The 18,000-nt window shown below is 30.4% G+C and carries 23 protein-coding genes; 18 read left to right on the top strand and 5 right to left on the bottom strand.

Going from position 1 to position 18,000, the window contains the following annotated elements; all coding sequences use genetic code 11:
- Position 1: 1 nt before the first annotated feature.
- From Q0975_RS09455 to Q0975_RS09540, 18 genes are all read left to right on the top strand, one after another.
- Complete coding sequence (locus Q0975_RS09455) at positions 2–1,036, top strand: hypothetical protein (RefSeq protein WP_299435644.1); 1,035 nt, start codon at positions 2–4, stop codon at positions 1,034–1,036.
- A 39-nt stretch (positions 1,037–1,075) separates the two neighbouring features.
- On the top strand, positions 1,076–1,726 hold the full coding sequence (locus tag Q0975_RS09460) for an ElyC/SanA/YdcF family protein (protein WP_366888487.1): 651 nt from the start codon (positions 1,076–1,078) through the stop codon (positions 1,724–1,726).
- 4 nt (positions 1,727–1,730) lie between these two features.
- Entirely contained in the window at positions 1,731–1,955 is a 225-nt protein-coding gene (locus Q0975_RS09465) for a hypothetical protein (protein WP_299435646.1), read from the top strand.
- 31 nt (positions 1,956–1,986) lie between these two features.
- Positions 1,987–2,298 (top strand): hypothetical protein, encoded by a 312-nt coding sequence (locus Q0975_RS09470; protein ID WP_299435648.1) that lies wholly within the window; start codon positions 1,987–1,989, stop codon positions 2,296–2,298.
- Positions 2,299–2,308: 10 nt separating this feature from the next.
- Positions 2,309–3,010: a hypothetical protein gene (locus tag Q0975_RS09475; RefSeq protein ID WP_299435650.1), complete on the top strand. Its 702-nt coding sequence runs from the start codon at positions 2,309–2,311 to the stop codon at positions 3,008–3,010.
- A gap of 15 nt (positions 3,011–3,025) precedes the next feature.
- Entirely contained in the window at positions 3,026–3,562 is a 537-nt protein-coding gene (locus tag Q0975_RS09480; RefSeq protein WP_299435653.1) for a hypothetical protein, read from the top strand.
- Positions 3,563–3,579: 17 nt separating this feature from the next.
- Entirely contained in the window at positions 3,580–4,032 is a 453-nt protein-coding gene (locus Q0975_RS09485) for a hypothetical protein (RefSeq protein WP_299435655.1), read from the top strand.
- A gap of 36 nt (positions 4,033–4,068) precedes the next feature.
- Positions 4,069–4,374, top strand: coding sequence for a hypothetical protein (locus Q0975_RS09490; protein ID WP_299435657.1), 306 nt, complete (start codon positions 4,069–4,071; stop codon positions 4,372–4,374).
- Between the two features lie 61 nt (positions 4,375–4,435).
- Positions 4,436–5,062, top strand: a complete 627-nt coding sequence (locus tag Q0975_RS09495) for a hypothetical protein (protein ID WP_299435659.1) — start codon at positions 4,436–4,438, stop codon at positions 5,060–5,062.
- Between the two features lie 35 nt (positions 5,063–5,097).
- A complete protein-coding gene (locus Q0975_RS09500) occupies positions 5,098–5,550 on the top strand; it encodes a DUF6210 family protein (protein WP_299435661.1) in 453 nt (150 codons plus the stop codon).
- A gap of 107 nt (positions 5,551–5,657) precedes the next feature.
- Entirely contained in the window at positions 5,658–6,014 is a 357-nt protein-coding gene (locus Q0975_RS09505; protein WP_299435663.1) for a hypothetical protein, read from the top strand.
- A 5-nt stretch (positions 6,015–6,019) separates the two neighbouring features.
- Entirely contained in the window at positions 6,020–6,409 is a 390-nt protein-coding gene (locus Q0975_RS09510) for a hypothetical protein (protein ID WP_299435664.1), read from the top strand.
- Positions 6,406–6,912 (top strand): DUF6678 family protein, encoded by a 507-nt coding sequence (locus Q0975_RS09515; RefSeq protein WP_299435665.1) that lies wholly within the window; start codon positions 6,406–6,408, stop codon positions 6,910–6,912. Before Q0975_RS09510 ends, Q0975_RS09515 begins: the two co-directional genes overlap by 4 nt.
- Before the next feature lie 9 nt (positions 6,913–6,921).
- Complete coding sequence (locus tag Q0975_RS09520) at positions 6,922–7,425, top strand: hypothetical protein (RefSeq protein ID WP_299435666.1); 504 nt, start codon at positions 6,922–6,924, stop codon at positions 7,423–7,425.
- Positions 7,426–7,445: 20 nt separating this feature from the next.
- Positions 7,446–7,973 carry a DUF4303 domain-containing protein gene (locus tag Q0975_RS09525; RefSeq protein WP_299435668.1) on the top strand — a complete coding sequence of 176 codons (528 nt, stop codon included), beginning with the start codon at positions 7,446–7,448 and terminating at the stop codon, positions 7,971–7,973.
- A 14-nt stretch (positions 7,974–7,987) separates the two neighbouring features.
- Positions 7,988–8,548 carry a hypothetical protein gene (locus Q0975_RS09530; RefSeq protein WP_299435670.1) on the top strand — a complete coding sequence of 187 codons (561 nt, stop codon included), beginning with the start codon at positions 7,988–7,990 and terminating at the stop codon, positions 8,546–8,548.
- 8 nt (positions 8,549–8,556) lie between these two features.
- Positions 8,557–9,255 carry a DUF6304 family protein gene (locus Q0975_RS09535; RefSeq protein ID WP_299435671.1) on the top strand — a complete coding sequence of 233 codons (699 nt, stop codon included), beginning with the start codon at positions 8,557–8,559 and terminating at the stop codon, positions 9,253–9,255.
- A gap of 3 nt (positions 9,256–9,258) precedes the next feature.
- Entirely contained in the window at positions 9,259–10,281 is a 1,023-nt protein-coding gene (locus tag Q0975_RS09540) for a hypothetical protein (RefSeq protein WP_299435673.1), read from the top strand.
- Positions 10,282–11,019: 738 nt separating this feature from the next.
- Here Q0975_RS09540 and Q0975_RS09545 read toward each other — a convergent pair.
- The 5 genes from Q0975_RS09545 to Q0975_RS09565 form a co-directional block, all read right to left on the bottom strand.
- The gene (locus tag Q0975_RS09545; protein ID WP_299435675.1) at positions 11,020–11,565 is read right to left on the bottom strand and encodes a type 1 periplasmic binding fold superfamily protein; all 546 of its coding nucleotides are present in this window, start codon (positions 11,563–11,565) and stop codon (positions 11,020–11,022) included.
- Between the two features lie 3 nt (positions 11,566–11,568).
- The gene (locus Q0975_RS09550; RefSeq protein ID WP_299435677.1) at positions 11,569–13,968 is read right to left on the bottom strand and encodes a TonB-dependent receptor; all 2,400 of its coding nucleotides are present in this window, start codon (positions 13,966–13,968) and stop codon (positions 11,569–11,571) included.
- 74 nt (positions 13,969–14,042) lie between these two features.
- Positions 14,043–14,327, bottom strand: coding sequence for a hypothetical protein (locus Q0975_RS09555; RefSeq protein ID WP_299435679.1), 285 nt, complete (start codon positions 14,325–14,327; stop codon positions 14,043–14,045).
- A 57-nt stretch (positions 14,328–14,384) separates the two neighbouring features.
- Positions 14,385–15,233 (bottom strand): alpha/beta hydrolase, encoded by an 849-nt coding sequence (locus Q0975_RS09560; protein ID WP_299435681.1) that lies wholly within the window; start codon positions 15,231–15,233, stop codon positions 14,385–14,387.
- A gap of 1 nt (position 15,234) precedes the next feature.
- Complete coding sequence (locus tag Q0975_RS09565) at positions 15,235–17,970, bottom strand: PD-(D/E)XK nuclease family protein (RefSeq protein WP_299435683.1); 2,736 nt, start codon at positions 17,968–17,970, stop codon at positions 15,235–15,237.
- Positions 17,971–18,000: the final 30 nt, after the last annotated feature.

An 18,000-nucleotide genomic window follows, 5' to 3' on the forward strand; every position in this document is an offset into this window, starting at 1 on the left:
TATGATGAATTTTATAGCTAACAAAAAGAGTCTTGTTATTGTGTTCTTATTATTTTCAATATTAAATAGTAACGCACAGCAAGATGACATCGTGTACTTTGCGAATAATGCAATTGCAGTAAAAAAACAAAACGATTCTATTTATTTTTATAACAATTTAGGAGCAATAAGAAAGATAATTAGCCTTAAAAATAACAAATCAACCCCTTTTGGATTGCCAAAAGAAGTTCAAGAGATTATCTACAATGGAGAAATTCCTGAAAGAATAGGAATTTCTGGAGAAACATTCCCTACGTATTTATATACGCAACGGTATTCTGATGCAGGAATTGTACTTTGTTCTCTACGTATTTACTACAATGAATTAGGTTTAAAAACAGGATATGAAGAAATCTGTCCTGACGATACTGGCGGTTCTGATTATCATTTTGGAGGTAAAAACCTATACAAATACAATAAATATGGGTTTCAAACAGAAACGGAGAACATTGTATATATATACAATGATAACGGACAATTAGTTGAAAAAAATAATAGAAATAGTGCTTCCAAAAAAGTGTATCGCAGTACCAAATATGAGTATAAAAAGGGTAAACTATTAGCCTGTGTAATACATAAAATAAACTCAAACCCAGTTTATAATAAAACAGTGAACCTGAAATATATGTACAATACTAAAGGCTTGTTATCAGAAATTATAAAAAATAACAGACAAAAAATTGTAATCGAATATAACAATCATAATAAAGTAACTAAGGTAAATGAAGTGAAAACTTGGAAAGACAAAAAAAAAGAACACACCTATCTAACCTACTATTATAACGCAAACAAAAAAATTGAAAGAATTCAAATTGACCATCAATATAGTTACCCTGATCAAGATCTGCGTTTTATGTATGATGACGATGAGAATTTAGTTCAAAAAACTTTGAATGGGAAAATAATTGAGAGCTTCGGTTATGATAAAAAAGGAACCTTAATTTACACAGGAAGTAATGAAAGATGGGGAAAGGATAAAGTTTATGTAAAATACTAACCTAAGATAATCCGGGAGAATTTAACAAAATGCTATCAAATGAGAATGAGAAAAAGAAAGAAAAAGATAATATTAGGAAGTACACTGATTTTTATAACTCTAATTATTTTAGTTCTTACAGCAAATTATTCCATTGAAAAAAATGCTAAAAACAAAACATTCTCAAACGTATCCAATATTAAAAAGAATAAGGTAGGACTTGTACTTGGAACTTCCAAAATTCTTAAAAATGGCCGAATAAATTTGTACTTTACCTATAGAATAAACGCTACAGTCGAACTATATAAAAAAGGCAAAATTGATTTTGTTTTAGTAAGTGGAGATAATGGTACTAAAAATTATGATGAACCCACCGATTTTAAAAATGAATTAATAAAAAAAGGAATCCCTGCTAATAAAATCTTTCTAGATTATGCTGGATTTAGAACATTAGACTCTGTGGTAAGAGCAAAAGAGATTTTTGGCCAAATAAGTCTAACTATTATTTCACAAAAATTTCATAATGAACGAGCAATATATCTTGCAGAAAAAAATGGAATTTCAGCAATAGGATTTAATGCAAGAGATTTGAGTGGGAAATATGGATTAAAAACTAGAATTAGAGAATATTTTGCCAGAACAAAGGCTTTCTTAGATATCACATTTAAAGTAAAGCCTAAGTTTTTAGGAGAGAAAATTCAAATAAAATAAGAAGATGAAAAATAAACGCAACCTCATAATATTGCTTATTGGATTAATCACTTTTTTCTTTATTTGGATGTACATTCAAAGAGTAAACTTTGATTACAATACAGAAAGCAAATTTTTTTCTCCTGAAAACGGAGTTGTTTATCAAGAACAGGCCAAAGATGTATATGGTATTCTTGCTCTTATCGGATTGATTTTAACAGGAGTACTTATTTATAAAAGAAAAACATAGATAGGTAAAATTACTTAGATAATCATAGCACATGAACATAACTGAAGCTAAAAAATTGGTACATAAAGAATATACTTCTGATACAGGATTGGACCTGCTTTTTAGAATGAGTGCAGATGTAGAAGAAGAACGAATAACAGCTTTTTTAGATGCATTAAAATGTATTGAACAATATTATGCAGATAAAAAAACTATCGAAAAAAAGTTAGTATACCAGCTCTTTAGTATAAACCAAACTTTACGAGCCAGTATGGGACATTGGAAAGTAAGTAGACCCAAAGGACTGGATCAAGATACTTGTTTGAAAATTTTTGACGGTATACGCAGCATTTTTTCAAAATAAATAACATAAAATGAATCATAATCTAATATCCATTTTCGAAAGAATAGCAGAAGCAACAGCTGATGAAGAAGATTGTAGTTTCTCAGTCAAAGAACTATGGAAATGGGTAGTTTTTGATTCCGAAAATATAGAATTAAATGATTCTCTGACGATACATGAACCTTCAGGGATCGCCATTAAAGGAAGAGAATCAGCGCTAGATAAAACGATTTGTATACAAGGAGAATATTTTCTTTTTGATTTTATCGGTCATGCACCTTCATATAGGCTGATCACTGCAGAAAGCCCTCAGGATATAGTCAATCTGGTGCTGTCTGATTCAGGTATTTTTAATTCATTTACAACCCTACAAATGCCCATTATCAAAGGTGAGATTTGTAGCCTGAAAGAAGTAATAGAATTGATTCATCAAAATGAATTAGAAGAAGAGATATACTTTCAGGAATTGATAAACGATTTTCAACAAATAATACCTACAGAAATAACCAATAACACATTTTATAGTGCTTCACAAGAAGCTGGAAATTGCATTGTTAAATACAAAAACAAAGGGATATCTCAACAAAAAGCCTACGATATCGTATTTGCAATTAAGCTAGTATATCGTGCTATAGGAATTGATCAGGTAGATGATTTTATAGATGAAGTTTTAGATTATATATGTGGTTATATAGGAAACAAAGAACTGTGGATTTGGGATAAAAAGTTGTAATTAGATTTAAAAAAAATGAATAAAATAATTTTAATACTTATAGTTTTAATTTCTTCTTGCACTACCAGTGTAAAAACAGAGGAGACTAAAAATGAGCAAAATACTCAGGCAAAATTTAAATTAGCAAAATCAGACTATACAATACTTACATATACACCCCAATGGCATTGGACATTTAATAATGTGAAACCGTCTCAATTACAAGAATCTGAGTTAATTGAAATAGAAGAGATTTTAAAATCTGCTATCCAAAAACATAATCAAACGCAGAAAAACCAACTCATCGAACACAATAAAAATAATCCAGATGATACAATTACTCAGACCTATTATGAAGTGCAATTACAAGGATATATGAGGCAATATGTACCTGTCATAAATAATAAAAATCAAAAAGAAGTTTTTATTAATTTCTTTTGTGATGCTACAGATGAAAAAAATTGGCAAACAGAATTAGTACAAATAGAAGACGGCGGAAATTGTTACTACAATGTAAAGATTAACCTGGTAACAAAAGAATATTATGAATTTGAAGTAAATTATAGTATATAAAACTGAAACGAAAATAAATGATAACAGTTGGATCCGTAACAAGAGAAGAAGCAACAGCTATTTTTCCGTTTTTACAAGAAAAATATAGAGGAAGAAGAAAAGAAATTAAAGAGTATACACATACGTATCCAGAGTTTGTTTTTTGGATATATCCAGATGGTAAATTATTTGATGCTAAAGAAGCTCATAAAAAAAATACACCTAAAGGTTTTGACTATATTTTGCAAGATGAACCTAATTATGGTGGTTTTTTAAGAGGCAGATTAGCCCGACAATTCGAAGAACAAATTATTGTTATCTACTGTGATCCTGAAGTATTGCATATGAATACAGAAAAAATAAATCAGTTTCTAACCGGAATAAAAGAAATCCCATTACCTATAGCAGATACAACATTGGTTATTTCTGATAATGGAGATATATATGGTACCATAACCGATATAGAAGAACGATTAGAAGTTATTGATTGAAAATTTGATATTATTTTACAAAAACAACATTGTCATATGGCTTTAGATTTTCACAGATTTGATAACAACGAACATTTATTTGGTTTGGATGATAAGCAATATGCTCATCTAGAAAACCTGTTTGTAGAGTTTAAGCAAAAGACAGGCATATATATTGATCCATATAGAGATTCAAGGTTATCCGTGGATCATCAAAAAACAATGCTGAAAATAATAGATGCTTGGATTGATGTAGCGGATCTTAACAAAGACAAACCAAAGACAGTAACTGTTATCTGGTTTAGAACATGGATGGATTATTTTTCTAATAAAGGTATTGATATAAAGATATTAGGAGACTGAATACATTTTTAAAAATAAACAGAAAAAGTTTCAACAAATTGATTTTTATAAACCATAAATAGTGAAAGAAAAAGAAGCACTTCAAAAAATAAAAACACTAAGAGAAAAATTGTCCATTCCTTTGGACGTTGCAATGCAATTGATGAAGGAAAATAATGGTGATATATTAATGTGCGAACAAGAATTTCATAGAAACAATATTAATACTATTTGTAGACTTGCTGAATGCAATGAAATAGTTGCAGAAAAATATTATCAAATTTGCAATTTTGATATAGAAAAATCTATTAAAAAGATTCACCAACAACTATTTTTTCTTACTACAACACCAAAAGAAGCTGTTGATAAAATAGGGTTCATACTATGGGCAGAAAATGAAAATCTTGATACATATGTAACTTCAAGAGACAGAAGCCTGTTTATTCAGACTAAAGATTTTGACTATGTTATGGATGTTTTTAAATCCGTTTTCCCAATTAAAGATCAAAAAGGGAATATAATTGACAATCATTTTAGTACGACAAGCAGTAACTTTTTTGACAACAAAACAAGTCGAATTATTGTAAACCGAATAGCAAAAATCAATACCAAAAACGCTAATGTAGAATCTTTTTTGAGAGATCTAATCAAATGGTTTAATATTCAATTAAGATACGCAGATACTATAGTTGTTTATGGGAATTTATAAAGATTGTATACAATAATAAAAATAGAATTTTAAAAATGAACAAGCCTCTAGTTGCAATATGGGATACTGTAGGGTTCGGGATTATTATAGGATTTCCAACAGGAGTTTTGATAACGAATCAAACAGGAGGAATTGCCTGTTTACACCCTAAAATGGAAGGTGTTTATGTACCATTTGCAAATGATTATAAAGAAGCATCCAAAGAATTTTTAAGCCCAGAAATTGCGCTAACAGATTATTTTAAAGGCGTCAAATATAAAGGAAGTGGTGCTATAAAAGGTATTGATCTAGAAGACGTAGCCATCATAAACGAAATACTCACACAGTTTAGTTTACATAAAATGATAACTATAGATCTAGAAAAACTACACGAATCTCACGAAGCCTGGGTTCATATAAAAATTAGTTATGATAGTGATCTAGATATACTAAAAGGATTTTCTGAACATGTTTTAAAAGGAGTATTAACTTGGTCTAATAGTGATTAATACCTGTTGTTGTTTGAATTTATTGGAAAAGAAAATAGAGTTTTTTTTGTTTCAATGAAGAAGGAAAATCAAGCATAGCTGGGCTACGGTTTATTTTTATCCTAAAATTGAGGCATAAAAAAGAACATTTTATTACGGTAAATTCAAATGATAAATGGTATAAAATGGGGTTTGAATATAAAATAATAGCAAAGTTTACTGAGAAAGAGATTTCAGAGATTAAAAATGTATTAGAAACAAGTAAAGATTTTGATAAAAAATACGAGTTTAATACTAAAGTCTTCTGGGATTTTAGGCAACTTGATAACAAAGGTAAGATGCCAAATATTAGTGTATGTTTTGAAAAAGATGGAATTTACGTTTGTAGGTATGATGGAGGTTATTTGTGGAAAAATCTAATTCCTTTAAAAAATTATATAGAAAGCAAAAAAAATAAATACACAATACTTGACTACCAAGAATAGCAAATATGATGAAGCCATTAAAAATAGATAATATAAGTCTCTCTGATTTTGGAATTAAAGAAATGTCACTTGGAGAAAATTATGATGAAATAAATATTGTTTCAGATGGTTCCATTAGAATTAGTGATTTAGAAAAATACAATGAAACACGAATAACAATAAAAAAATGGAAAAAATTAAGTGTAAGTAAATACATAACAAAAAACCCATCTACCGATGGGTATTATTTGAAAATAGATTGGATAAATAGCATTGAAACATTTGACTGCATTCAAGAAATTCTTCTTAAAGAAGAAACAACATTAGTATTAAATGGGTTTAGTAAAGAAAGTGATGGTTGGCTGACTTATGAATTTTTCGAGTTTGAGTATGAAATAACAATAGTATCAAAGTGAAAAGTCAAAGCAAATACAACATATACACCTCTAGTGATCTAAAAGAGATGACTTTGTTTGAGCAATACAAATACCTTACAGAAAACGATGTCGATATAGTAAAACTCAAGCAACAAATAAGAGACATTGTAATGCGTAAAAAACTATCATCCGTAATGAATGATACAAAATGGCTTGAATTGCAGCAAGGAATAGAAGATTTACCCTTTCCTCCAGCCTATAACGAAAAATTGGTACAATGGGATAAGGCTACATTTAGTTTTAAAGATATAGAAAAAGAGCCCGCTTATTTTGGTGATTGGTCTATTTACTGGGAAGAAGGACTTCCTATATTCTTTACTATCGAATGGCTTGAGATACGACCTAAGCATCGAAAAGACCAAGGGCGTTTAGTTCCACCAAAAATAATAGATGAGACAAAAGAAGTAATTAGTTTACTTAAGAAACTAAACATACCTTTTGAAGAAGAAAATGGAACTATCACTATATATGGTTATAAATAGAATGTGCACATGAAGTTAAAAACACCTATTGAAATAGACCTATTAGAGTTTTTTAAAACAGGAAAGTTTGATTACCTAAAACTAGGACAAACCAAAGAATGGATTATAAATAATTTCCCAGACCCGGATTGTTATAGTCCTGATTTTTTAACTGAAGAAGTCAATATTTGGACGTATGGTGGAATTGAACTTTTTTTTGAAAATGAAAAACTCTATTTAATCTATTCTGATTATTGGTATGAAGGAAAGTTAGAAAGCAGTAATCAAATAAAGCTTAACAAATGGATTTTTGAAGATATAGACAAGCTAAATCTAGCATTTGTATTAAAAGTATTAAACACCCATAACATTGATTACAAGAAAAAAACAGATAAACTAGGTGTTCTTTTAAGATTGAATAGTGGAATCGAATTAACTTTTGAAAATATAAATGATATTGAGGATATAGATACAAACGACTTTCATCTAAGTTCATTTGGATTAGTAGCCGAAAACCCAAACCGATGGAAATAATATCATGTAAACAATAACCTATGAATTTTGACTCTTTAAAAAAACAAATAAAAACAGTAACCAAAGCTGCTTTTTTAGAAAATGTATCTAACTACGGTAAAGACATCTGTGCATTCGCTTTGGTTAGTGATGATGGTGCTATGACAGTAGTTCCTTTCACCAATACCGCTACCCATTTACAAAAAACACAAAAAGAAGATCCTGTATATAAAGAAGTATATGAATTTGAACCTGCCGAATGGTATACATCAGATGGAGCAAATGAGGAAATAAATGCTATCTGCAAGATTCTAAATCAAGAAGTTTTAAGTGACAATATAGATTTTGAGAGTTTTAAAAACCAATTATTTGAGACCTGTGTAGAAGTTCTAGAAGAGTTACAACAAGATAATTTTTTCAAGGACAGCTTACAGAAAGACATTTTAGTGTTGTTTAGTATCTCTGATACAGATGAACCAGAAGAAAAACTAACAAAATGGGCAAAACGAACCAATACCAAAACTCGTGGAGAGGCGTATGAAGCGTATCAAAATAAAGTATGGGAATAAAAAGCAGATAAGGAATGATAAAATTTACTGAATGCCTAAACGATACCTGGGATTATTTCTTCTTAACAGATCCTGCTAATTTATTACAGTTCAAACAAGAGAATAACTTATCAGATGATTTAATGAACGAATTTACAACCAATGAAAGTGCTGAATTGGCTACCCAAAATGGCGTAATAATTCCTATGAGTTCCATTAGTAATCAACCATACACCATTTTCTTCAATACTAATAACCAAACTTCCGAATTTGAGAAAGACACAAGTAATTTATTGTTTAAAAAGAGTGGATATGTATTGAATGTAATCAATAAAGAAGTTTGTTTGATCACTGTACCCTATCTAAAAAACTGGACGCTAGAAAATGGAATAAATCGTTTAAAAGAAGCAATAAAAATAGGAGTAAGACAAAGTGTTACGCTTCAAAACGGTTGTTACACTGTTACTATTTTGGGAGGTTTTACAATACAAGATACCATTGAAGAAGCTACATTTGAGTTTCAAATCAATCCAATAGCAAAAGGAACACAAAGTAAGGTTACGGATCTTGGGTTTCCTTTTATAATAGAAAAGTAAAAAATACAATGAGAGAATATTTAGCAACATATCAAGATAGAAGAGGGACAGAAGAGGTTATTATAAAATCCGATGGTAGTGATATGCGCTTTACACTAAGAGGGATTAATTTTGAAGGACAAGATTTTGAAATGTTGGAAGCAGAAAAGATCGATGATGCAAAATTTGATTATGAAATGTTTCAGGATGGATCAGGAGATTTAACCAACTTCAAGATAACAGTAACAATTCCTATTTTACTTTTTGACTCAATCAAAAAAAATAAGCTTACAGCACCACTAACAGTCCATGTAGAAGTTGGTGAAACCACAACTATTAAAGGTTTGGATAGTGAACTTACCTGTTTAGCGTTAACTACAACCTTCGGAGAATTTACTGTTGAAAAGAAATTAGAATGGATGGAAGATGCATTGATAGCAATACAAAATCAATTACCAGAGCATATCTATTTGAACACCTGTTTGAGTTGTAAATACAGTAATTATAGTCCTTATGGTAATGGAATGTTTGGTCATATATATTGTTTTAAAAATTTAAAGAAAGAATTAAAACAAGTGAAACACAAACACGATTTACTTCATATGTGGACCGCTGAAGCTGCTGATAGAGGAGATATATTTTCGGTACAAGAAACCTTTGATTGCCCAGAACATCAATTACCTACAAAAGAGGACTGGTATTACAAAGACTGGAGAAAAACAATATAGATTATGGATACTATAGAAATCGTAAAACAAAGTAAATTTTATACCGAACTCAACTCGTTGTTACGAGAACAATTCGACACTATAAAACGAGATATAGATCCAGTATATGAACAACTATTAGAAGAACGAAAGTTTCCATATCCATTGCCGATAATTTGTCAATTTGAATATAAAGGCTGGGAAAGAAATGTACAATGGCGATTAGAGTTAGATTTTGATGAGTACCAATGGTCAAGTAAAACAATAAAACCTCATTTTCTAAATGCACTCGTGTTTTTAGAAATAGGAACAGAATTACTACATTTTAAATACCAACTATGTAGTTCTTTTAATGATTTTCTAGAACCAAAAGAAACTGAAAAAATAGAATTAGAAAAGCTTAATGATACTAAATATGTCTCAGAGAAAATAAATGAAGTACAACAATTTTTGGATGGTCTATCTAGGCTTTTTATACAGGAATTAGAACAGATAAATTTTTATGAACTAGAATATATGGAAGATGACGTACGAATGAATAAAAAAATACAAGACAAATGGAAAGAAGGAGCAGTTGTCGGATATGATTGTATCACGTATGGAGATGGTTATATGGTAATGGCAAATACATATTGTGTAGAAGATAGTGAGACAAATGAAGTTAAAAGACATTGGTTCCCTTTATGCGATACTACACTTACAGGTATCGAAAGATATGATGAAGATATTTGGAGTGAAATAGATATCTTTCACGGTTCTTTTACACATAAAGATAAGACAATCGTATTTGGAGACGGAGCAATGGGTAATGAAGGCTATGTAGCTTCTCTTAATGAAGATAAAACATTAGACTGGAGCATATTTTTCACATTTTCCAATCCAATCATAAAAGCAAAAGTAGCTGTTAATTATTTAATATGTTATGGAGACACAGGATGTGTAATAAAAATAAACTTAGATAACCTAACTGAAATTAATGTTAGCTATGAAGATCCTGATGACCTATTAGATGCTATAAACAGAGAGTTTCAAAATAGAAACATATAAATCTCAAAAAAACACAAATTAAATTTGCTAGTTGATCATTGTATAAAAAAAACAACCCTCAGGCTAACTACTTCCTGAGGGTCTGAATTGAAACTAAATTATAATATTTAACACAAACTCAACTTATACATAATTATGATTGTTTCAATTTTGCTATATTTTCTTGGTTAGGTTTTACGCCGCGAATATAAGAGCTAATCTTTAAATTTCTTAACGAAATTTGAGTGGTAATGAACATTTAACAATGCCATAATATCTCATTAAAATTATTGAGATTAAATCACTAAAAACCAACCATTTCTATATATTAGTGTCTTTTCTCACCAATTTGTTACCATATTCTTAGCGATTTTTCAACTAAAAATGGATACACAGGTAAATATTTGATATAAATCAATCAAAGTTCATACCAAATCTCGAAAGTAAGGGTTAAAATTTTAGGATAAATAAAAGAACCCTCAGGTTAACTACTTCCTGAGGGTTAGATTGAAACAAATCTGTACTAATAATAAAAATACACAAACTCAACTTATTATTATACTATGATTTTATAGTTGTTTCAATTTTACTATTTATTTTGATAATTAAAATACAAGACTCTTAAGGTAACTACATCTCAAGAGTCTTGAGGATGAAACTATATCGCAGTTTAATCACAAACTCAACTTATTGGCATAACTGGACTTAGGTTTCATTTTTTTGCAATCTTAATTTTATAAGTTTTCTAATAGTTCTATTTTATTGAACAGTTACCGAAAAGGAAACTTCAATGTCTGTTTCTCCTCCAAAATCATCTCTTGAATCTCCCTCTTTTGTAGTTGGTTCATGAATTAAAAAAGCTCTTACAATTCCCGTAGTCGCATCTGTAGAAGACCAATCTGTAGAAATATTAATTCCAATATTATTAGAATCTATGGTGTCATCAGAAGCATTTGTAAATGATAATCCACTAACTGTAGTTTCATAGAAAACAAAGTGCTCATCTTTTTCTGCGATAACTTCTTCAGTGATATTATCTACATCACTCGGATTAGATTCATCTAAAAATTCAATTTTAAAATTATAAGTCGTATTTGCAGATAAGGTAATCGCATCTTGGGTACTTTCTGTCCACGTATATACTTCAGGAGCAGTTGTTCCCGATTCTAAAACTGTTAATCTAACTGTTGTGATCGTCTCTTCTTCATTAATCACTGCCGGATTATCATCATCACTACTACAAGAAGTAAATACTATCGTAGATAAAAATAATAATGCTGCTAATTTGTTAATTGTTGTTTTCATTTGTTAAAATTTAAAATTTAAGTTAAGTGTAAAGTTTCTTCCAACGTTATCTGCATAATAACGCTGTCTATTAAGGTAATCTCTATAATTTGTATCAAATATATTTGTGACACTCATTCCTAGGGTTAGATCTTTTGGGTTCCATATATTAAATGTATAAGTCCCAGAAAGATCAAAAACGGTATAGCTTGGTGGAGGTGTAGAAATATCCACTAATGCTGTTTGCTCGACTCCATTTTCAATAAAGTCAATATCAAAATTATTATTGGGAAATCTGGTTTGCTCCAAAACTGTATTATTCCTCAATTTTAAATTCCATTTTTCTTTTTCATAGACCAATTCTGATCTAAAATTTGGAGCAGGCATATTTATGAGAGGCTCATCGGCTGTGGTATCTTGACCATAAATGTATGAGAATGCAGTATTGAATTTAAGATTCTCCATGATGTTCACACCATAGTCAATATCTATTCCATACAGTAAAGCATTGGTTTGCTTATATTCCCATACAGGGAAAGATCCTCTTATAGTAAACTCTATACCTGTTGGTTCTAATAAGATAAAATCATTAATACTACTTATATAAGGAGAAACAGTCAAGCTTCCTAAACCGAAGACGTCCTGATGTTCACTACTTATGGAAAACTTCAATGCTTTTTCCTGATCAAAACGTAAATCACCTAATTCTATAATAGCTGCACTATGATGTAATCCATCACTAAACAGCTCTACCGGATTTGGAGCTCGATTGGCATAAGAAGCATTGAACAAAAATGAGTTTTGATTCCCATAAGAATAGTTTATTCCTGCAGAGGCAGAAACACTACTATAATCAAAGTTAGGGTTCGTTAACCATTGATCACCGGCATCTTCAATAATTAGATTTGCAAACTCTGTATTATATCCTCGCTCATCCCAAACATCTTTTTCATAAAACTTTTTAGCATCAATATTTACAAAATCATATCGTACTCCAGCATCTGCGATAAGATTTTCATTTATCTTAAATTCTGTAATAGCAAAAATTCCTGCGTTTGTTTTCTTATAATCCGGGATCAATCTCCTCACACCTGTATCTGGATTAGGAGTATTGATTTGATATGAATACTGAAACCCAATATTCTTTGTAAAATTATCATTAGAATCAAATAAGAAAGAACCTTCAAGACTATGTGTTAAAAGTTCCAAATCCAAACTTGCTTTATCTCTATCATCTCCTCTTCTTATATCAAACTCTTTTCTATTATTAAACTGAAATGAGTATTGGAGGTTTAAACGTCCTAAATTTTTAAAACGATTATACACTTTTAGTTTTGCCAGATGATGCTGCGTCTCTTGTTTTGGCGCATTAATATCATAAGTAAAATCATTAATAACCAACGGCTGAGAACTATTAATAGCTCTAACTAAATCTCCCGTATTTCCAATATGCGATGCCCTTAATATTCCTTGTGTTGCATTATAAAAACTATAATACCCTTCAAAACCATACGTAAAACTTGAGTAACCAAAGCCAGTAGAAAAACTTTGTTCTCTGTGTCCTGTATTACTAAGTATGTAGTCTGGAGCTTCACTATCACCAAAATGTTTTAAAGTACCTTGAAACTTAGCTCCCCACCCTTCTTTAAAACCAAGATTAAGTGCTGTATTAAGTCCACCACCTCTTCCATTACTACTTAGAGCTAGTTGTGCTTTTCCGAAGATAGTATCTTGTAATGTGGTTAATTTATTTTCAGCAATAATAACTCCTCCTATTGCATTTCCTCCGTACTGTAGTGCACCAGCACCCTTTATAACCTTTAGTTCATTAAAAGCATTGATGTCTAGATTAGGTGAATGTTCCTCTCCCCATTCCTGATCTTCCTGACGAACTCCATTATTAATCATAATAATCCTACTACTATGCAATCCTTGTATCACTGGTTTCACAATAGTATTACCAGAGCTTAAGCTATTTACTCCCGATATTTCTTGCAAAGCATCACCAATAGATAGACTACTATATTGATCTAGTTGTTTTCTATTTAGCTTGTCTTCCGTCTGGCTATTTGTTGTTTTCTTTTGGGCAGAAGATTCTACATCCACTTCTTCCAAATTTGTATAGTGATGCTCTAAATAAAAATCTTTCTTTGATACATCATTTAAATCAATAGTAACGACCTGAGAATTACAATCTACGTGAGAAATAGTGAAAGCATAAGAAGTACCACAAAGTCCTATAATTTTATAGGCTCCATTACTATCCGTTTTTATAGTTGTACTATTATATGTTATTGTTGCTCCTTCTAGAGATACACCATCGTGAAAATCAATTACACGACCAGAAAGTGTTTTATCACATTCTTGAGCGAATAAAAAATTAACTCCTAGAAGAAACACTAACATTAGCGTGTTTCTTTTCATTACTTAAAATAAAAGTGAATATTATTGCTGTTCGCAATAGTAAGTTTGGTTCAATCGAAAAAATAAATAGAAATCTACGCTGCTGGAGGCGCTTTGTTTAAAAAAGAGAACTTAGTAGATGAATCAACATATTGTTTCTGATAATAATTTTTAACAACATCAGAAGGGATAATTATTGATTTAGGAAGTTCTATAATATCAGTAGAAGTAAAATCGTCATCAATATTTTCTGAAGCAAGTTGACATATCTTACAATCCATATCATTAGCATCGTGACCTACTGCATGTAAATCCGCTAATTGTATAAAACTGAAAAAGATCAGAAATACAGAAGCAATGATATGTTTATTAAACTTCATATTAGCAAATAAACAAAAAAAAATCAAACTGCTTATGAATTCTCTAACCAAAGTCTGTTAAAGTATTGCAAATTCTGTAGATTTTTTAACGATTATAGCTAAATCCAAAGATAAATGTTTCTCATTCCATGGGTGTTTAGCGCCAAAAACGTGATCCGCTCCCTTCACTAAAAACAACTCGCTTTTAGGGTTCCAACTATGTAAACTTTCAGCTTCTTTTACATTAACCGTAGAGTCTTCCGTTCCATGAATGATTAAATGTGGAACTTCTATTTTGTTTGCCGCTTTAGAAATAGTTAGCCTTTCTTTATTTTCCGCAAAAGATGTATAAAACTGAAAATAATGTGGCATTTGTTGTTTCGTTCTACCATTCTGAACATAAAATATTCCATCATTTTTCCAGGTTTGGAATGCTGCTCCAATCGGAAATCTATTTTCATAATCAGAAACGCTTGCCCAAGTAATTAGTTTAGTAACTCTAGAATCCTCTGATGTTTTAATGGTAGTAATACCTCCAGCTCTTGAATGCCCTATCAACGTTATGTTATTAGGAGTTATAAATGGTTTGTATTCAGAATCAGAAGCTGTAGCCCAATCCATAACAGATTCCAAATCATCTAATTCTATTATATAATTATTATGTCCAAACGCCTCTAAGTCCGGAAAATCTATTGGATGCTGTATAGTTCCTCCATTATGAGAAAAATTAAATTTTATAAAGAAAAATCCGGCTTCTGCAAATGCATTTGCCACTAAATCCCAAGCTCCCCAATCCTTAAACCCCTTATATCCGTGGCAAAAAATAACAACTGGTTGTTCTTGTTTCTTATTGTCGTAAAAAACATCAGTCAAAATTGGTCTTTGATGTTTCCCATTTATAATTATATTCTTTCTCTTTGTAATCATTTTACACTTCTTTCTCTGTAAAAGGAACTTCTAAGGTAGAAATTTCCGTAATTAGTTTCTTAAGCTGTAACAAATATTCATCGAATACTTCAGTAGTAATTTCATAATCAACTTTTCCTCTTACAGATGCTTTTGTTCCGAATTTCAGAAACCCTTCTTTAAGATTTTTAAAAGAAATAATTCCTGCCTGAAAAGACCTTGATAGTGATTTTTCATTATGTTGCATATAGGCATATGCTAGTATTTGTATTGCTTTACTATACTTATAATCTTCAGTAATTACATCCCAATCCATTAAAACTACATCACTTTTATTGACTTTACCTGTTTTATAATCAATGATTCTTAATTGTCCATCTAATTCATCTATTCGATCTACTTTCCCTTTAATACATACAGGAAAATCAAGCTCAGGAATATTTAATTGAGTTTTTAGATTACTTTCAATCGCTATAATTTTTATTTGAGATCCTGATTTTATAATCTTCTCTTCAGCTTTCAAGAAGTTATAAATATATCTTTTAGCTACTTCAAAAATAAGCAGGTTTTTACCTTGAGTTATATCTAATTTGGAATACTCTTTTCGGAACTGATATTTGATTTCAGCGTCAATCTGAGTAATCATTGTTGCAATATCCGCTACCGATACAAACCTGTTTTCTAAAGGTTTATATAGATTTTCCAGCGTATTATGAATGACAGTTCCTAAAGTATTCGCCGCAATAGTTTCTTCGACCTGATCGCTTTCTCCGATTCCTAATACATATTTATAATAAAAATCAATTGGGTTTCTAATATAGCTTGTTAATGCAGAAGGAGATAATCCATTGACAGCTAATTCCTTTATTTTTTTTAGAATTATATTGTCTTTTGCTATAACTAATGGTGCTCGGTTTAGTTTTGGTATTTCTGAAGATGCTATGTATTTAGATAACTTATGCTCCTTTATTTTATCAATTTCTAACTGGTATAAAAACCTGCTTTTTTCTCCTCCACCAACACCTTCATCTTCAGTATTATATATAAGATATACTGTTTTTGCTCTTTGAATTAAACGATAAAAGTGATATGTGTATATCGCGTCTTTTTCTTTATATGTCGGAAGATTATAAGCCCTTTTAAGATCGTACGGTATAAAAGAATTCATGCTTTTCCCTGCAGGCAAAACCCCTTCATTAACTGAAGTAATAATTACTGTTTCAAAATCCAAACAACGGGATTCTAGCATCCCCATTAATTGTAGTCCACTAAATGGCTCTCCTCTAAAATCCAGTGTCTCGGAATTAATGATATCTTTATATAAATTATATAAGGAGGATATTGTTGTGATATATTTATAGGTCTCACACAGCGTTAATAATCTATTAAATACAAGATGAAAATGATACACATACTCTAGTTCTAGAGGATCTTTCTCTTTATCTAAACCTTGTTTTAATAATTGAACTATTTTTCTGCATTGTTTTATTGCTTTTAACGCATTATCCCAAGGAGAAAATAATATTTCTAATATCCCTTTTTCCGAATCTCCTGTTTCATTTTGTAATTTTTCTATCGTAACAAATACCAAATTTTCTCTAGAGATCTTACTGATCAATTGATTAGCTAAAGAACCTAATAACCAATGTGCAGGCTGACTATTTAGAATCTCCAGAACAGACTTGTAGTATAACCCTTTAGGATGAACTGTTTTGTGCAACGCGAACAATAATTCAAAAAAAGACGCCACAGGAACTTCTCTAAGCGGTAATCCCATTGTTATATTCAATGTATTGATGGAATCTGGTAACGAGTTAAGTACAGGCAGCAACAATGATTCATCAGCCAATACCAATGCTGTTTTTTCCAAATCAACAGAAGGAATAGAAGTAAGTATCTGACCCGCCAATTTGGCTTGACCAATATTTTTGGGGACACCTATTAGTTTAATATCTTTTGAAGAAGAAAAATTATCTCGGATCCATTTAAAAGGTTTTTCCTTATAATAATCCCACTTATTTTTATAATCCCTTAGAAACAAAGAAGCCTCGTGATATTTGTTTTCTAAAAAGAATGTATCAGCATCCCAATACACCTCAGCAATATCAGATTCTAATAATGACTGAAAAATAATTTGCTCTGCATTATTGAGTGCATTAAATCCAACTAAAATATGTTTTTGATCATTTTCTTTAATATAATCAGTTATGTTTTCTGAAGCTTTTCTATATAACAATCCCTGATAACCAACCTTTTTTTCTAGTAGCTTATTCTTAAAATTAGTATAATACTCAGATAAATTGTTCCAGAAACTTATATACTTCTGTATTAGTTCTGTTTTTTCCTTTTGAAGATACCAATGATTTAAATCTTGTATGCCTGATAGGTATGAAAAAAAACTCTCATTATCGATGCAGTATCGATCAATTTCATTAAAATCATATATTAAGGTCTGTGCCCAGCTACTGAATGTCTCAAGGTTTTCTTTTTCTAAATGCGTATGTGTGTTAAGATAGGTTTCATAAAACTCAAACAAGGTTTGAGTTCCATCAATCTGACGTAAACCAGATAGTTGAGTAATAAATTCTTCTATACTAAGAATAATTGGGGCGAGAAAAGTTTGATCAGCATATTTCTGAAGCAACTCTCTTTTAAGAAAAAGCCCTGCTCTCTTGCTAGGAAGTATAAAAATAAGCTCACTTATGTTGTGATCTTTTTTGTGTACTTCTGATATAACTTCTTTTAAAAAACTATCCACCCTTTAAAAATAAAAAACGTCCCGAATAAT

This window comes from uncultured Aquimarina sp., from assembly GCF_947500065.1.
Classification (GTDB): domain Bacteria; phylum Bacteroidota; class Bacteroidia; order Flavobacteriales; family Flavobacteriaceae; genus Aquimarina.

Coding starts and splice junctions, on each gene's coding strand:
- Q0975_RS09455 (WP_299435644.1), top strand. CDS start 2: ATGATGAATTTTATAGCTAACAAAAAGAGTCTTGTTATTGTGTTCTTA.
- Q0975_RS09460 (WP_366888487.1), top strand. CDS start 1,076: ATGAGAATGAGAAAAAGAAAGAAAAAGATAATATTAGGAAGTACACTG.
- Q0975_RS09465 (WP_299435646.1), top strand. CDS start 1,731: ATGAAAAATAAACGCAACCTCATAATATTGCTTATTGGATTAATCACT.
- Q0975_RS09470 (WP_299435648.1), top strand. CDS start 1,987: ATGAACATAACTGAAGCTAAAAAATTGGTACATAAAGAATATACTTCT.
- Q0975_RS09475 (WP_299435650.1), top strand. CDS start 2,309: ATGAATCATAATCTAATATCCATTTTCGAAAGAATAGCAGAAGCAACA.
- Q0975_RS09480 (WP_299435653.1), top strand. CDS start 3,026: ATGAATAAAATAATTTTAATACTTATAGTTTTAATTTCTTCTTGCACT.
- Q0975_RS09485 (WP_299435655.1), top strand. CDS start 3,580: ATGATAACAGTTGGATCCGTAACAAGAGAAGAAGCAACAGCTATTTTT.
- Q0975_RS09490 (WP_299435657.1), top strand. CDS start 4,069: ATGGCTTTAGATTTTCACAGATTTGATAACAACGAACATTTATTTGGT.
- Q0975_RS09500 (WP_299435661.1), top strand. CDS start 5,098: ATGAACAAGCCTCTAGTTGCAATATGGGATACTGTAGGGTTCGGGATT.
- Q0975_RS09510 (WP_299435664.1), top strand. CDS start 6,020: ATGATGAAGCCATTAAAAATAGATAATATAAGTCTCTCTGATTTTGGA.
- Q0975_RS09520 (WP_299435666.1), top strand. CDS start 6,922: ATGAAGTTAAAAACACCTATTGAAATAGACCTATTAGAGTTTTTTAAA.
- Q0975_RS09525 (WP_299435668.1), top strand. CDS start 7,446: ATGAATTTTGACTCTTTAAAAAAACAAATAAAAACAGTAACCAAAGCT.
- Q0975_RS09530 (WP_299435670.1), top strand. CDS start 7,988: ATGATAAAATTTACTGAATGCCTAAACGATACCTGGGATTATTTCTTC.
- Q0975_RS09535 (WP_299435671.1), top strand. CDS start 8,557: ATGAGAGAATATTTAGCAACATATCAAGATAGAAGAGGGACAGAAGAG.
- Q0975_RS09540 (WP_299435673.1), top strand. CDS start 9,259: ATGGATACTATAGAAATCGTAAAACAAAGTAAATTTTATACCGAACTC.
- Q0975_RS09545 (WP_299435675.1), bottom strand. CDS start 11,565: ATGAAAACAACAATTAACAAATTAGCAGCATTATTATTTTTATCTACG.
- Q0975_RS09550 (WP_299435677.1), bottom strand. CDS start 13,968: ATGAAAAGAAACACGCTAATGTTAGTGTTTCTTCTAGGAGTTAATTTT.
- Q0975_RS09555 (WP_299435679.1), bottom strand. CDS start 14,327: ATGAAGTTTAATAAACATATCATTGCTTCTGTATTTCTGATCTTTTTC.
- Q0975_RS09560 (WP_299435681.1), bottom strand. CDS start 15,233: ATGATTACAAAGAGAAAGAATATAATTATAAATGGGAAACATCAAAGA.